Here is a 15,242-nt window from a genome sequence, read left to right as displayed (position 1 = left end):
CCAGCAGATCACCGAGATCGCCAAGGCCGTGTCGCAGGGCGCGGACCTCATCTGCATGGACGAGCCGACCGCCGCGCTCGCCGACGCCGAGGTCGAACTGCTCTACCGGCTCGTGCAGCGCCTGCGCGAGCGGGGCGTCGCCGTCCTCTACGTCTCCCACCGGCTCAAGGAGATCTTCGACCTGTGCGACCGGATCACCGTCCTCAAGGACGGCCGCCTCGTGCAGTGCGCCGACACCGCCGACATCACCCCCGACGACCTGGTGACCGCCATGGTCGGGCGCCGCATCGAGGCCGTCTTCCCCGAACGCCTGGAAGGCACCACCACGGGTGACGTCCGACTGGAGATCAGCGGCGGCGGGAACGCCTGGATCGACGGCATCGACCTGCAGGTGCGCGCCGGCGAGATCGTGGGCCTGGCCGGGCTCCAGGGCTCGGGCCGCACCGAGATCGCCGAGGCGGTCTTCGGCATCGCGCCCTTCACCCGCGGGACGGTGAGCATCGACGGCAAGCCGATGCGCATCACCAAGCCCCGCAAGGCCATCGGCGCGGGGATCGCGCTCGTGACCGAGGACCGCAAGGCCCAGGGCCTGGCGCTGCGCCAGTCGGTGCGGTCGAACGCCCGCATGGTCCTGGACGCGAACGCGCGCGTCCACTCCCGGCGCCGCCTGGGCCGCGTCCCGGGCCTGCTCTCCAGCCTCGACCTGGTCTCGCGCGGCGAGGACCAGGAGGTCCGGTTCCTCTCGGGCGGCAACCAGCAGAAGGTCGTCGTCGCCAAGTGGCTCGCGGCCGAGCCGGGCGTCATCGTCCTCGACGAGCCCACGCGCGGCATCGACGTGGGCGCCAAGCACAAGCTGTACTCGGTGATCCGCTCCCTCGCCGCCGAGGGCCTCGCCGTACTCCTCATCGCCTCCGAGCTCATCGAGGTCATCGGCCTCGCCGACCGGATAGTGGTGCTGCACGACGGCAAGATCGCGGGCGAGTTGCCCGGCGGCGCAACGGAACAGGACGTCATGGCCTACGCGACCGGGCGCCGGTCAGAGGAAGCGGGGACCGAATGACCCTCCTCTCGACCCGAAGCGCCCCCAAGAGAACCCTCTCGACCACCGCGCTGATCTACATCGCCCTCGCCGGGGTCCTCGTCCTCGGCGCGGTCGCGGTCGCGATCGACGGCGGGAACCTGTTCGCCACCGCGAACCTCGTCGACATGCTCACCCGCACCAGCCTCACCGGGTTCCTCGCCATCGGCATGACCCTGGTGATCCTGTGCCGGTCCCTGGACCTGTCGGTCGGCTACGTCGCGGCGCTCTCCAGCCTCGTCGCGGCGACCACCATGGACGGCCAGGTCGCGAACATCCCGACCGCGATCGCCCTGGTGCTGCTCGTCTCGGGGCTCATCGGTGCGGCCAACGGCGCGTTCGTCACGCTCCTGGGCGTCAACCCGTTCATCGCGACGCTCGGCACCGGCCTGATCCTCAAGGGCTACCTCGACACCCAGTACAAGGGCCCGGCCGGGGACGTGCCCGCGGTCTTCCAGCAGTTCGGGTACACCCGCGTCGCATTCATCCCGGTGTCCACACTGGTCATGCTCGCCGTGGCCGCCGCCGCGATCTGGTTCCTGCGCTCCACGCGCACCGGCCACCACATGTACGCCGTGGGCGGGGAGATCGACGTGGCCCGCATGTCCGGCATCCGCACCAAGCGGGTGCTCGTGGCCGCGCACGTCCTGTGCGCCATGTGCGCCGGCGTCGCGGGCCTGCTCCTGGCCGCCCGCTTCGGCACCGGCTCGGCCGAGGCCTACACGAACCTGTACGAGCTCGACGCGATCGCCGCGGTGGTCCTCGGCGGCACGCTGCTCCTGGGCGGTCGCGGCGGCGTCGCCGGCACCGTCGCGGGCGTGGCCATCCTGGCCGTGCTCGACACCGTCTTCAACGTCATGCAGATCGACCCGTTCGCCAAGGACGTCCTGCGCGGCGCGGTCATCATCACCGCCGTCGCGATCTACGCCCGCCGCCAACTCGACCGCACCGCCCGCCGGCCCCGGTTCGCCCTCGAAGGGAGGCTGCGATGACCCGCTTCCGCGACCTGTTCGCCAAGGCCACCAACCCGACCGGCACCGTCTTCATCCTGCTCGTGCTCATCCTCGCCGGCGTGTTCGTCATGAACCCGGGGTTCTTCGAGGGCCCCTCGCTGATGGCGTTCCTCAAGCAGGCCGCGCCCCTGGTGATCCTCGCCGCGGGCCAGTACTTCGTGATCGTCTCGGGCAACTTCGACCTCTCGGTCGGCGCGCTCGTCGGCGCGCAGGTGGTGATCGCCGCCCGCCTCATCGACGGCGAGGAGTCCCGCACCCTGCCGGTGATCCTCGTGATGATCGCCTTCGGCATCGCCGTGGGCCTGGTGAACGGGCTCATCACCACCGTCCTCAAGGTCCAGTCGTTCATCACCACGCTCGGGATGCTCCTGGTCCTGTACGGCGCCATCAGGCTCTGGACCGGCGGCGCCCCCACCGGCAGCCTCTCCGAGGCCTTCCGCACCGCCGGGCGCTTCGGCATCGAGGACGTGCCGGTCCTGGGCCAGATCCCGTGGGCGCTGCTCATCATGATCGGCCTCGGCGCCGGGGCGGTCGTGCTCATGCGCACCCGCTTCGGCCGCATCCTCATGGCCTCGGGCGACAACGAGCGCGCCGCGTCCCTCTCGGGCGCCCGCGTCGACGCCGCCCGCACCACCGCCTTCGTCCTCTCAGGACTGTCGGCGACGGTGGCCGGCATCCTCATCGGCGGCTACGCCGGCGTCAGCGCCCAGGTCGGCGACGGCCTCGAGTTCACCGTCATCACGGCGGTCGTCCTCGGCGGCGTCGTGCTCGGCGGCGGCCGCGGCTCGGTGCTCGCGGCCATGGCCGGCGCGCTCACCATCGAGGCCCTGTTCACCCTCTTCAACCAGATGGCGCTGCCCGCGACGCTCCGGCCGACCGTGCAGGGGGCGATCATCATCGCCGCCGTCGCCTACGCCGCCAGGCAGCGCACCCGCCCTGCCCCCGCCACTCCGACAGCCACGGCAACCGCAACTCCCTCATGAAAAGAAGGACCCGCACCATGAAGACACAGCGTCTCGCCGCCGCGTCGGTCGCCGCCCTCGGGCTGCTGCTGGCGACCGGCTGCACGACCGACACCCCCGCAGAGAGTCCCGACGACGAGGCCACGACCGGCGCCGAGTCGGGCGACGAGTGGTTCGTCCAGGCCGACTACGACGAGCAGCTCGCCCAGCGCGACATCGAACCCGAAGGCGACCCGAACACCCCCTGGCTCCAGGCGATCGAACCCGAGTGGATCGACACGGCCGAGTTCGCCCGCGAGGGCGGCGACGCCACCCTGTGCTTCTCGAACGCCTCGGTCTCGAACCCGTGGCGCGTCACCGGCTGGATCACCATGCAGCAGCAGGTGGCCGTGCTCCAGGAGTCGGGCGCGATCGGCGAGTTCCGGGTCTCGGACGCCGGTGACGACGACGACCAGCAGATCTCCGACATCCAGGCGTTCATCGACGCCGGCGACTGCGACTCGATCATCATCTCCCCGTCCACGACCGCGACGCTCACGCCCGCAGTCGAAGCCGCCTGCGCCTCGGGCGTCCCGGTGATCATCTTCGACCGCGGCGTCAACACCGACTGCGCCGTCACGTTCATCCACCCGATCGGCGGCTACGCCTTCGGCGCCGACGCCGCCGAGTTCCTCGTGGACAACCTGGAGCCGGGCTCCACGGTCCTCGCCCTGCGCATCCTGCCGGGCGTCGACGTCCTCGAGAACCGCTGGGCCGCCGCGAAGCAGATCTTCGACGGCTCCGAACTGGAGATCCTCGGCAACGAGTTCACCGGCGGCGACGCCGCCGAGATCAAGAACATCGTCTCGCAGTACCTGGAGCGCGGTGAGGTCGACGGCATCTGGATGGACGCCGGCGACGGCGCCGTGGCCGCGATCGAGGCGTTCGAGGACGCAGGCCAGCCGCTCCCGGTCATGACCGGCGAGGACGAGCTGTCGTTCATGCGCAAGTGGGAGGAGACCGGCATGACCGCCCTGGCGCCGGTCTACTCGAACTTCCAGTGGCGCACGCCGATCATCGCCGCCACGATGATCCTCGCCGGCGAGCAGGTCCCGGCCGAATGGGTCCTCCCGCAGGACCCGATCACCGATGCCGAACTCGCCGACTACCTGGAGCGCAACGCCGACATGCCCTCGCTGCACTACGCCAAGTTCGGCGGCGAGGACCTGCCGGGATTCCCCGACGCCTGGCGGGACCGTTGATCCGTCCCGTAGGGGTCAACACCTGGGTCTGGGCCTCGCCGCTCGACGACGAGGCCCTGGCCCGGCTCGCGGTCCGCGTGCGCGACTGGGGGTTCGACGCGATCGAGCTGCCCGTGGAGTCCCCCGGAGACTGGGACGCCGACCGCGCCGCCGCACTGCTGCAAGAACTCGGGCTCGCCGCCACCGTGGTGCTCGTGATGGGGCCCGGCCGTGAACTGGTCGCGGCCCCCGCCGAAACGGTCGCCACGACGCAGGAATACCTCCGCTGCGTCGTGGACGCCGCGGCCGCGGTGGGCTCGGCGGTCATCGCCGGGCCCGCCTACGCCTCGGTCGGGCGCACCTGGCGCGTCGAGGACCGGGCGGCGGCCTACCGCGAGCTGCGCGAGAACCTCGCGCCCGTGTGCGAGTACGCGGCCGCTCGGGGCGTCACCGTCGCCGTCGAGCCGCTCAACCGCTACGAGACGAGCCTGATCAACACCGTCGACCAGGCCCTCGAAGCGCTCGACGGACTGGACGGCGCGGTGCTGGCCCTGGACGTCTACCACATGAACATCGAGGAGACCGACATCGCGGCGGCGATCGGGCGGGCCGCCGGGCGCATCGGCCACGTCCAGGTCAGCGCGAACGACCGGGGCGCGCCGGGCCGCGACCACCTCGACTGGCCCGCGATCGTGCGCGCGCTCGACGATGCCGGATACGCCGGGCCTCTTGCCATCGAGTCGTTCACCGCGCACAATGCGACCATCGCCACGGCGGCGTCGATCTGGCGCCCGCTCGCGCCGACACAAGACGACATCGCCACCGAAGGCCTGCACTTCTTGAGGAGCCTCAACGATGACTAGACCCGTCACGCTGTTCACCGGCCAGTGGGCCGACCTGCCGTTCGAGGAGGTGTGCCGCCTCGCCTCCAGCTGGGGCTACGACGGCCTGGAGGTCGCCTGCTGGGGCGACCACCTGGACGTGCGCCGCGCCGCGGAGGACGACGACTACGTCGCCGACCGCAAGGCGATCCTCGAATCGCACGGCCTGGGCCTGTGGGCGATCTCGAACCACCTGGTGGGGCAGGCGGTCTGCGACGACCCGATCGACCAGCGCCACAAGGGCATCGTGCCCTCCCACGTGTGGGGCGACGGCGACCCCGAAGGGGTCAGGCAGCGGGCCGCGGAGGAGATCAAGACGACCGCGCGCGCCGCCGCGAAGCTCGGCGTCGGCACCGTCATCGGCTTCACCGGCTCCGCGATCTGGAAGTACGTCGCGATGTTCCCGCCGGTCGCCGAGTCGGTGGTCGAGGCGGGCTACGACGACTTCGCCGAGCGCTGGAACCCGATCCTGGACGTGTTCGACGAGGTCGGCGTCCGGTTCGCGCACGAGGTGCACCCCTCGGAGATCGCCTACGACTACTGGTCGACGCACCGCGCCCTCGAGGCGGTCGGGCACCGGACCGCGTTCGGGCTCAACTGGGACCCGAGCCACATGGTGTGGCAGGGCATCGACCCGGCGGCGTTCCTGTGGGACTTCCGCGACCGGATCTACCACGTGGACTGCAAGGACACCCGCAAGCGCTTCGACGGCCGCAACGGCCGCCTCGGCTCGCACCTGCCCTGGGGCGACCCGCGGCGCGGGTGGGACTTCGTGTCCACCGGCCACGGCGACGTGCCGTGGGAGGACTGCTTCCGGGTGCTCAACGCGATCGGCTACGCGGGCCCGATCTCGGTGGAGTGGGAGGACGCGGGCATGGACCGCCTGCGGGGCGCTGCCGAGGCCGTGGGCTTCGTGCGCAACCTCAACTTCGAGCGGCCCGAGGCGTCCTTCGACTCGGCGTTCAACTCCGAAAAGGACTGAATTCTCCAAGGACCCGGGCCGCGGCGCGTTTTGAACGCGCCGCGGCCCGGACCGGTTTCCTGTCAGGCGAAGGCGAACAGCGGCGGGAAGACCAGGACCACGGCCCAGGCCCACGCGGCGTAGACGGGCAGGTAGTCGGTCTGCCAGCGCTCCAGGACGCTGAAGCGCTTGCGGCCCCTGATGATCGAGACGTACAGCCAGGCCGTCCAGGCGAGGTTGACGAACAGGATCAGGTTCTCCCCGAGCGCGGCGCTCTTGTTGGGGGTGAACCCCCATTCGGTGATGCGGCCGGTGATCGCGACGAGCACGAGGATGTCGATGAGCAGGGCGCTCACGACCAGCGCGAGCTGCATCCAGTCGAACAGCCCGGTGCGGGCGGCGTGGTCGCGGGCCGAGATCGAGTAGAGCACCAGGCCGAGGACGACCACCAGGAGCAGGTCGAACAGGATGAGCATGTCGCGCTCGACGTCGATCGCGTTGGTGGTCACGGCGATCGCGACGAGGACGGCCGCGAGCGTGAGGGCGAACAGCGGTGTGAAGACCCGGGTGAGCACCGGCGCCATGTTCTCGATGACGCTCTGCTTGGCTTCCACGAGCCAGGCGGCGACCACGACGGCGGCTACGGCGCCGCAGGGGATGAGCCATTCGGAGATGAACGTCTCCGGGTCGAGGCCGATCGCGGTGAACACGCCGGCGGTGAACCCGGTGAGGACGCCGCCGCCCATGGCGATGAGGACGAAGTAGATGAACCACTCGCCCGTGAAGCGGATGAAGTCCATGCGCCGCTGCCCTGACCGCCATTCGCCGCCGGCGTAGGCGAGGCCGACGACCAGCCACAGCGCGAGCGGCAGGTGGATCGCGGAGAGCACGATCGACTGCGAGTCGCCGTCGAGCCGGTACACGTTGGCGCCGACGGCGCCGAGGACGAGCAGGCCCGCCAGGACCGCGGTGGTGCGCGGGGACACCCCGCGTCGCAGTCCGAAGTAGAGGATGAGCGGGGCGAGGGCGAAGAGCCCGGCGTTGCGGGCGTAGAAGGACGCGTCCCCGTCGAAGCCCGCGCCGAACATCAGCGGGAGCTTGATGCCGACGGCGGCCAGGGCGGCGCAGCCGAGCATGATGAGCAGTTCGCGGCGCTTGGCGGTGTCGGCGGGCGCGTCGGGGTCGCCGGTGAGCACCAGCTGCTTCCAGAGCCGGTCGGAGTGCTCGCGGGCGAACTCCCGCGAGAGCTCGTCGACGCTGCCCATGCGCTTGACGGCGATGAGGAACGCCTCGTCCTCGCGCAGCCCGGTCTCGGCGAGGTCGGCGATCCGGCCGCGCAGGTGGTCCTCCAGTTCGTCCACATCGGTCTGGTCGACGCCCTTGCGGCGCAGCATGTAGCCGCGCCACTCGCCGATCTGGCCTTCGAGTTCGGTCTCCGCGGTCATCTCACCCCTCCAGTACCGGTGCGGCGATCGGCGTGGCCGACCGCGTGGCTTTCCAGATGTCCTGCAACGCCTCTGAGACGGCGGCCCATTGGCGGCGCTGCTCGGCCAGCTCGCGGCGGCCCTCGTCGGTGATGGCGTAGTACTTGCGGCGGCGCCCGCCTTCGGGGGTGCGCCAGGTCGACTCGATGTACCCGGTGCGCTCCAAGCGGTGCAGCAGCGGGTAGAGCAGGCCTTCGGTCCACTCCAGACGGCCTCCGGACCGCTCGCTGATCTCCTTGAGGATCGCGTACCCGTAGCTCTCCTCCTCGGCGAGGATGCCGAGGACGAGGGGGGTGGACGAGGCGGCGACGAGGTCTTTGGCGATGCGCATGGGGGCCTCCTAACCCTAGTACCTCTATGCCTTGCACTTCTATGCATCGTAGCTCTAGGTCCCACCGGCCGTCAACCGCACGCGGAAAGGCCCGGCCGGAACCCGGCCGGGCCTCGCGTCACCGCAGGTCAGCCGTTCGGCAGGATCACCGCGCGGCCGTTGATCGTCCCGGCGTGCAGCCGCTCGTACGCCTGGGGCGCCTCGTCCATGGAGAACGTCTCGACATGGACGTCGATCGCACCGCCCCGCGCCAGCTCGAACACCTCGATGAGCTCGTCGCGCGTGCCCCAGTAAGGGGCCTTCACCGACACCTCGAACGGCAGCTCCCCGAAGCCGACCGGCAGCGTGCCGCCGCCGATGCCCACGATCGTCACATCCGCCTCCACCGAGGCGACCGCACCCGCCGTCGCCACCGTCGGGGCCACGCCCACGAAGTCGAACACCGCCTGCGCACCGATCCCGCCCGTCAGCTCCTTGACCTTGCCGGCCGCCTCCGCGTTCGACAGGAACGCCTCGTGCGCGCCCACCTTGCGCGCCAGCTCCAGCTTGTCCTCCGAGACGTCCAGCGCGACCACGCGCGCCGCCGTCATCGCGCGCAGCACCTGCACCGCGACGTGCCCGAGGCCGCCGGTGCCGATCACGACCGCGGTCGAACCGGGCGTCAACTTCGGGAGCGACCGCTTGATCGCGTGGTACGGGGTGAGCCCGGCGTCGGTGAGCGGCACCGTCTGGACCGGGTCGAGGTCGCCGAGCGGCACGAGATGGCGCGCGTCGTCCACGATCATGTACTCGGCGATCGCGCCGGGCGAGCCGAGGCCGGGCGGGTTGATGTCCAGCTCTCGGGCGCGCTGGCAGTAGTTCTCCGCGCCCGCGGCGCACTTGACGCAGCGCCCGCAGCCCCACGGGCCGTAGACGGCGACCGACTCGCCGATCGCCAGGCCCGAGACGCCGTCGCCGAGCGCCGCCACGGTGCCCGCGCCCTCGTGGCCGAGGGTGAGCGGGAGCTGGTACGGGAAGCCCTCTGCGGGCCAGGACATGACCGCGATGTCGGAGTGGCAGACGCCGGCGGCGGTGACCTTGAGGAGGACTTCGCCGGGTTTCGGTTCGGGGGTCGGGATCTCCACGACCTCGGGGCTCGCGCCGATCTCGCGGTATTGCAGGGCTTTCATGGACGCCTCCGAACGGTGGGCCGACGGGCCCCGGACGGGCCTCCTGACCCGGTCACCGTAACCCGGATCGGGGCAGGTGGAGGCGGGTTCGGGAGCACTGCGAAGGGGTGCGCGGGGCGGCGGTGCGCCACGCGGTTTCAGGTCGTGGGGACCGGTCGCGGCGGCCTCGCCCGTCAGGCCCCGGCCTTCCCGATGCCCAGCGCCTCGAAGTCGATGACGAGGTCGGCCCGGTGGCGTGCGGCGCGGATGCGCTCGGCGTTGCGCTCGTCCACTTCCATGACCCAGGACCGGGCGTGCTCGGGCGACTTGCCGAAGCGCTCGTGGCGGGCGATGAGGCGCTGGAGGCGCAGCGGCTCGGGCGTCTCGCAGTACCAGACCTCGGTGAGGGCCGCGCGGACGCCGGGCCAGGGGCCGGTCTCGTCCAGCAGGTAGTTGCCCTCGGTGACGACGACCTCGGCTTCGGGGAAGACCGGGATGGAGCCGGCGACGGGCTCGCCGACGCGCCGGTCGAACTCGGGGGCGTAGACGGTCTCGTCGCGGGCCTCGGCGGCGCGTTCGAGGAGCGAGCGGTATCCGGCGCCGTCGAAGGTGTCGATCGCGCCCTTGCGGGTGCGGCGGTCGAGGCGGGCGAGTTCGGCGTTGGCGAGGTGGAAGCCGTCCATGGGGACCTGGACCGCGCGGCGGGCGGCGGGGTCGAGGGAGCGGGCGAGCCAGGCGGCGGCGGTGCTCTTGCCGGCGCCGGGGCAGCCGGCGATCCCGATGAGCACGCGCCGAGCGGGGGCGCCGAGCGCCTTGACGCGGTCGAGCAGAACGAGGGGGTCATCTACAACATCCACGCGCCGAACCTAACCCAAGCCCGGACACCCGCGCCTCCCGAGCCTCCCGACCGGCGGGGTGCTGAGAACTCGTTGCCGACCGGGGCGCGCGCCGCGGTGGGGCGGCGGGCGCGGGACAGGTCGCGGCATGAGGCCCGAGCCTTTGCCGCCGCTGCGGGGGACACTTTCGGGTGACATCGCCGCGGCGGGCCCGGATCGGGCCCGATTCCTGTCGGACCCCCGCGGGAGGATCGAGCGGCGCGACAGTCTTTCTTCCCCTCCAGTGGTGGGTGGGGGTTTGTGGACGGGCGATCGCCCGTCGCCCCGATTCCAATGGCGCCCGAGAGGTGCGACGTATATTCGACCCCATGTCTCTTGCTGCCGATTCGCTCCGCGTCGGGGTCCTCGGACCGCTCGCGGTCGGGAGCGCCGAAGGACCCGTCGAGGTCGCGGGCGCGCGTCTGCGCGCGCTCCTGACCCGCCTGGCCCGCAGCGCCGGGCAGCCCGTCACCGCCGAAACCCTCGCCGCGGCCGTCTGGCCCGAGGACGGCCCCGCCGACCCCGCCTCCGCCGTCCGCTCGCTCGTCACCCGCCTGCGCCGCCTCCTTCCTCCCGACGCCATCGCGTCCATCCCCGGCGGCTACCGCCTCGACGTCGAACCCGACGCCGTCGACGCACTCCTGTTCCGCCGCTTGGCCTCCGAGGGCCGCTTCGCACTCCGCTCCGGCGACTGCGCCTCCGCGCGCCGCCTCCTCGCCGACGCCCTCGACCTCTGGCGCGGCCCCGCGCTCGCCGACACCCCCGACGCCCGCAGCGCCATCGCCGCCCTCGAGGAGGAACGCCTCACCGCGCTCGAAGACCGCGCCGAGGCCGAACTCGCCGCCGCGTCCGGCGAGCCCGCCGCCACCGGCGGCTCCCGCAGCGGTCCGACCGGCGCGCCACCGCACCTCAGCGGCGCCACCGCCGAGCACGCGCCCGCCGTCGCCCCTCGCGATCCGGTTGCCGGCACTTCGTCAAGCGTGCCCGACCCCTCCGACATCCATGCCCTCCTGCCCCTCCTCGCCGAGGCCGCCGCCTCCCACCCGCTCCGCGAGCGCCTGCACGCCTTGCTCTTTCGCGCCCTCCGCGCCTGCGGCCAGTCCGCCGAGGCGCTCTCCCGCTACGAGACCCTCCGCCACCGCCTCGCCGACGAACTCGGCGCCGACCCCGGCGCCGAGCTCCAAGCCGTCCACCTGCTCCTCCTCGAACCCGAAACGCCCCCGACCCCGCCCGCCCGCAACCGCGGCAACCTCCGCTCCTCCTTCACCAGCTTCGTCGGCCGCGAGACCGAGATCGGCCAGATCACCGCCGCCCTCGACGCCTCCCGCCTGGTCACCCTCCGCGGCCCCGGCGGCGTCGGGAAGACCCGCCTCGCCACCACCGTCGCGTCCGCCGCCCCCGTCACCACCTGGATCGTCGAACTCGCCCCGATCGCCGACCCCGACCTGGTCGCCCGCGCCGCCGCCGAAGCGATCGGCGCCTTCGACAACACCTTCGACGACGGCGAATCCGCCCGCCGCGCCCCCGCCGACACCCTCGACCTCCTCACCGAAACGCTCGCCGCCCGGCCCGCCCTGCTCGTGCTCGACAACTGCGAGCACGTCATCGACGCCGCGGCCGACCTCGCCGACCAGCTCCTCGGCCGCTGCCCGAACCTGCGCATCCTCGCCACCAGCCGCGAACCGCTCGCCATCACCGGCGAGACCGTCTGCCAGATCGGACCCCTCGATCCCGAAGCGGCCGTTCGGCTCTTCACCGACCGCGCCGCAGCGGCCCGACCCGAGTCCATCGTGGACGACAAGGACGCCGTCGCCGACCTGTGCGATCGCCTCGACGGCCTCCCGCTCGCCATCGAACTCGCCGCCGCGAAGCTCCGCACCCTCGAATTCCCGCAGCTCGCCGAACGCCTCGGCGACCGCTTCCTCCTCCTCACGGGCGGCTCCCGCACCGCTCTCCCGCGCCACCAGACCCTCCGCGCGGTCGTCGCCTGGAGCTGGGACCTCCTCGACCCCGCCGAACGCGAACTCGCCGAAGCGGCCTCCGTCTTCGGCGGCGGCATCTCCATCGAGGCCGCCGAATGGCTCGGCGGGTCCCTGGAGACCCTGACCGCCTTGGCGGACAAGTCGATCCTGCAACCGAGCCGCGCCGGCCGCTTCCTCATGCTCGAGACCCTCCGCGAGTTCGGCCAGGAGCGCCTCGCCGAAGCCGGACGCCTCGTCAAGGCCCACGAGGCCCAGGCCGCCTACGCCCTCGACCTCGCCGAGCGCGCCCAGCCGCACCTGCGCTCCGCCGACCAGCTCGTCTGGATGCACCGGCTCGAAGCCGAACGCGGCAACCTCCTCGCCGGCTTCCACTTCGCCGTCGGCGCGGGCGACGCCGACACCGCGGTCCGCCTGTCGTCCGCGATGTGCCTGTACTGGCTCTACACCGGCGCCCGGCCCGAGGTCAGCGGCTGGCTCGAGACCGCGCTCGCCGTGCCCGGCCCCGCCCCGGAGGACGAGCGCGTCGTGGTCCACGGCATGGCGGTCGTCAACCGGATGCTCTGCGGCAGTTTCCAAGCCGACGCCGTCCTCGCCGACTTCGAACTCGTCGTGCGCGAGGCCGCGCCCTTCCCCGACCACCCGCTGCTCGTGATCGCCGAACCGCTCTTCCGCATGTTCATCGACGACCACGACGCCGGCCTGGCGGCCATCGAGGCCCGCATGTCGCATCCGGACCCGTGGGTGCGGGCGGTCATGTGGATGCTGCGCGCGCTCCTGCTCGAGGACCGCGGCGAGATGACGGCGATGCGCGTCGACCTCGCCCGCGCCGCTTCGGGTTTCCGCAAGGTCGGCGACCGCTTCGGCCTCTACCACTCGCTGAACTGGCTCGCCCAGATCGGACTCATGTTCGGCGACCTCGAACCGGCCATCGAGGCGCTGGAGGACTCGATCGCGTTGCAGCGCCAGCTCAGTCCCGGCGCGACGGCCGTGCAGACCCGCACGATCCTCGCCAGCGCCCTGATGCGCCAGGGCCGCAACGCCGAAGCGCGCACCGCACTGGACGCGATCGTCGCGGAGGCCGAGGCGGACGGCGACGACCCGTCCTCGGCGCGCCAGGCCCTGTTCGCCCATCTGGGACTCGGCGACCTCGCCCGGCTCGAAGGACGGCTCGAAGACGCCGAGACCCACTACGCCGCGGCCGTTTGGCTGCGCGAGGACTCCGGCGGCATCGTCCCTCCTCAGTGGAACGCGCTGATGTCGCGCGCCCGCATCCTCACGGCCCTCGCCCAGGGGAACGCCGAGGAGGCCCGCCGCGACCTGTCGCTCGCGGTGGAGCAGGGGATGGAGGCCCTGGACATGCCGGTGCTCGCCAAGGTCGCGGTCGCCGCGGCCGCCTTGGCGGCCTTCGAGGGCGACGACACCGCCGCGGCCCGCCTGCTCGGCGCGGCCGACCAGTTGCGGGGCGCCCCCGACCGCTTCGACATCGACGCGGCGGTCCTCGAACGCGGCCTGCGCGACCGGCTCGGCGTCGTGGCGTACGACGCCGCGGTCAGGGCCGGCCGCGATCTCGAACGGGACGCGGCACTGGCCCTTTTGGACCGGCTGCGCCGGTGACCGCCGAGCCTCGGCAGAGGACCCGGATCCGCTACGGCCGCAGCGGCTCTCCGAGCGGCCCGTACTCCTCTTCCAGGGCGTCGGCCCAATGGGCCGACCAGTCCGGCTGAGTGCCGTCCGCGTCGGTGAACCCGTACTCCCGGTAGAGGCCCCAGGTGGCCAGGGCGCGCCCCGTCTTCTCCATGACGGCGGGGTCGCCGGCCAGGGCGGCCACCGCCCGGCCCAGGTAGGCCGGCGTCTCGGAGTGGGCGAAGTGCGGGTCCTTGGCGGCGCCGTCGCGCCAGTTGTCCTCGCTGACGCCGAAGCCCTCCAGCATGGCCTCCGAACGCAGGAAGCCTGGCGTGATGGCGACGGCCGCGACGCCGTGCGGCCTCAGTTCCGCGGCCTGGGCGACGGCGAGGCGGATCACCGCGGACTTGGCGAGGTCGTAGAAGAACGAGCCGCGGTAGCGGGCGGTGTTGCCGTCGGTGACCTCGACTACCAGGCCGCTCTTGCGGGCGACCATGAGCGGCAGTGCGAACCGGCTGGTGATGACGTGCGTCTCGACGGCCTGCCGCAGCAGCCGCAGCCCGGTGTCGAGGTCCTGTTCCCACAGGGGGTGCTCCCAGTCGGTCAGGGGATCGCCGCCCCATACGGAGTTGACCAGGACGTCGAGCCGCCCGTGCTGCTCCGCCGCGATCCGGTCGACCAGGGCGCGGACCTCCTGCGGGCGGCTGTGGTCGGTGCGTACCGGTATGGCGGTGCCTCCGGCCGCGGTGATCTGCTCGGCGGTCTCCTCGATGGTCTCGGGACGGTCCAGTTCGGACCGTTCGGCGGCGCTGCTGCGGCCGGTGACGTACACGGTGGCGCCGGCCGCGCCGAGTTCGACGGCGATGCCTCTGCCGCCGCCGCGGGTGCCTCCCGCGACCAGCGCGATCGTTCCGGCGAGGGGCTGCTCGTGATCGGTCATGATGCCTCCAGCGTCGTGTTGCCAGGTGGGACGTGGGATGACAGGAGGGAGAGGATTTCGCGCCGGAGCCGCTGCGGCAGCGTGCCCTGCCGGTCGAGGGCCCACGTCAGGCCCGTGCCGGCGATGATCGCCTGGACGGTCCCGGTGAGCGCGGTCGGATCGGTCCCGGCGCGGAGTCCGCCTTCGGCGACCGCCTCGGTCAGCAGTGCCCGGATCGCCTCTCCCTGGGACTGATGGATGGCGAGCGCGTGCTCATGGAGCTGCGGGTCGGTGAGGTCCATGCACAGGAACGCCAGGTGGTTGGCGAAGGTCTCCGGTGTGGTCATGGGGGCCATGGAGTCCGCGACGAGCGCGATGAGCGCCGCCAGGGGAGAGTCGTGCCCTTGCCGCTGCCGCTCGTACATCGCGTCCGCGTCGCGCGCGGACTTCTCGGCCAGTGCGACCAGGAGGCCGTGCTTGGATCCGAAGCGCTGCGCGAGCGTGCCCGGCACGAGCCCCACTTCGGCGGCCACCGCCGCCAATGTCAGCCCTGCCGGGCCCACGCGTCCGATCACCTCGGCCGTTCGACGCAGGATCTCCGCGTCGTCGACTCCGCGAGGTCGTCCCGCCACCGTCGCCTCCCATTAATAAATGACTGTTCATTCATTAAAGCACGACCCGCACGTCCGCGTCGATCGCGGCCCGGCCGGGGAACCACCGGCGGCGGACCCGGCGAGGCCGAGTCCGCCGCGGGCGAGGTGTTCC

13 protein-coding genes are annotated in these 15,242 nt (G+C 72.1%); 7 read left to right on the top strand and 6 right to left on the bottom strand.

Annotated features, from left to right (window positions below; translation table 11 throughout):
• The 6 genes from BLQ63_RS24190 to BLQ63_RS24165 form a co-directional block, all read left to right on the top strand.
• Positions 1-1,060, top strand: a 1,060-nt coding sequence (locus BLQ63_RS24190) for a sugar ABC transporter ATP-binding protein (protein ID WP_091040101.1), incomplete at its 5' end; no start/stop codon positions are given.
• Positions 1,057-2,070: an ABC transporter permease gene (locus BLQ63_RS24185; protein WP_091040100.1), complete on the top strand. Its 1,014-nt coding sequence runs from the start codon at positions 1,057-1,059 to the stop codon at positions 2,068-2,070. The genes BLQ63_RS24190 and BLQ63_RS24185, both read left to right, overlap by 4 nt.
• Entirely contained in the window at positions 2,067-3,074 is a 1,008-nt protein-coding gene (locus BLQ63_RS24180; protein ID WP_091040099.1) for an ABC transporter permease, read from the top strand. Before BLQ63_RS24185 ends, BLQ63_RS24180 begins: the two co-directional genes overlap by 4 nt.
• Positions 3,075-3,091: 17 nt before the next feature.
• Positions 3,092-4,294 carry a substrate-binding domain-containing protein gene (locus BLQ63_RS24175; RefSeq protein ID WP_091040098.1) on the top strand — a complete coding sequence of 401 codons (1,203 nt, stop codon included), beginning with the start codon at positions 3,092-3,094 and terminating at the stop codon, positions 4,292-4,294.
• Entirely contained in the window at positions 4,294-5,136 is an 843-nt protein-coding gene (locus tag BLQ63_RS24170; protein ID WP_091040112.1) for a TIM barrel protein, read from the top strand. Before BLQ63_RS24175 ends, BLQ63_RS24170 begins: the two co-directional genes overlap by 1 nt.
• Positions 5,129-6,136 carry a sugar phosphate isomerase/epimerase family protein gene (locus tag BLQ63_RS24165; RefSeq protein ID WP_091040097.1) on the top strand — a complete coding sequence of 336 codons (1,008 nt, stop codon included), beginning with the start codon at positions 5,129-5,131 and terminating at the stop codon, positions 6,134-6,136. The genes BLQ63_RS24170 and BLQ63_RS24165 overlap by 8 nt, the downstream gene beginning before the upstream one ends.
• Positions 6,137-6,198: 62 nt before the next feature.
• On the opposite strand, the gene BLQ63_RS24160 is transcribed toward BLQ63_RS24165, so the two are convergent.
• The 4 genes from BLQ63_RS24160 to BLQ63_RS24145 form a co-directional block, all read right to left on the bottom strand.
• On the bottom strand, positions 6,199-7,560 hold the full coding sequence (locus BLQ63_RS24160) for a permease prefix domain 1-containing protein (protein ID WP_091040096.1): 1,362 nt from the start codon (positions 7,558-7,560) through the stop codon (positions 6,199-6,201).
• A 1-nt stretch (position 7,561) separates the two neighbouring features.
• A complete protein-coding gene (locus BLQ63_RS24155) occupies positions 7,562-7,930 on the bottom strand; it encodes a PadR family transcriptional regulator (protein ID WP_091040095.1) in 369 nt (122 codons plus the stop codon).
• Positions 7,931-8,058: 128 nt separating this feature from the next.
• Positions 8,059-9,099, bottom strand: coding sequence for an NAD(P)-dependent alcohol dehydrogenase (locus BLQ63_RS24150; protein WP_091040094.1), 1,041 nt, complete (start codon positions 9,097-9,099; stop codon positions 8,059-8,061).
• A gap of 173 nt (positions 9,100-9,272) precedes the next feature.
• Positions 9,273-9,935, bottom strand: coding sequence for a nucleoside/nucleotide kinase family protein (locus tag BLQ63_RS24145; protein ID WP_218125473.1), 663 nt, complete (start codon positions 9,933-9,935; stop codon positions 9,273-9,275).
• 347 nt (positions 9,936-10,282) lie between these two features.
• Between BLQ63_RS24145 and BLQ63_RS24140 the strand changes: the two genes are divergently transcribed.
• The gene (locus tag BLQ63_RS24140) at positions 10,283-13,549 is read left to right on the top strand and encodes an AfsR/SARP family transcriptional regulator (RefSeq protein ID WP_091040093.1); all 3,267 of its coding nucleotides are present in this window, start codon (positions 10,283-10,285) and stop codon (positions 13,547-13,549) included.
• Positions 13,550-13,580: 31 nt separating this feature from the next.
• On the opposite strand, the gene BLQ63_RS24135 is transcribed toward BLQ63_RS24140, so the two are convergent.
• Both BLQ63_RS24135 and BLQ63_RS24130 read right to left on the bottom strand, forming a co-directional pair.
• A complete protein-coding gene (locus BLQ63_RS24135) occupies positions 13,581-14,498 on the bottom strand; it encodes an SDR family oxidoreductase (protein WP_091040092.1) in 918 nt (305 codons plus the stop codon).
• On the bottom strand, positions 14,495-15,109 hold the full coding sequence (locus BLQ63_RS24130; RefSeq protein WP_091040091.1) for a TetR/AcrR family transcriptional regulator: 615 nt from the start codon (positions 15,107-15,109) through the stop codon (positions 14,495-14,497). The genes BLQ63_RS24135 and BLQ63_RS24130 overlap by 4 nt, the downstream gene beginning before the upstream one ends.
• Positions 15,110-15,242 lie beyond the last annotated feature (133 nt).

This window comes from Glycomyces harbinensis, assembly GCF_900101745.1.
Lineage (GTDB): Bacteria > Actinomycetota > Actinomycetes > Mycobacteriales > Micromonosporaceae > Glycomyces > Glycomyces harbinensis.
Note: the sequence above shows the minus strand (reverse complement) of the source record. Positions and strands in the feature narration are given on the sequence as shown.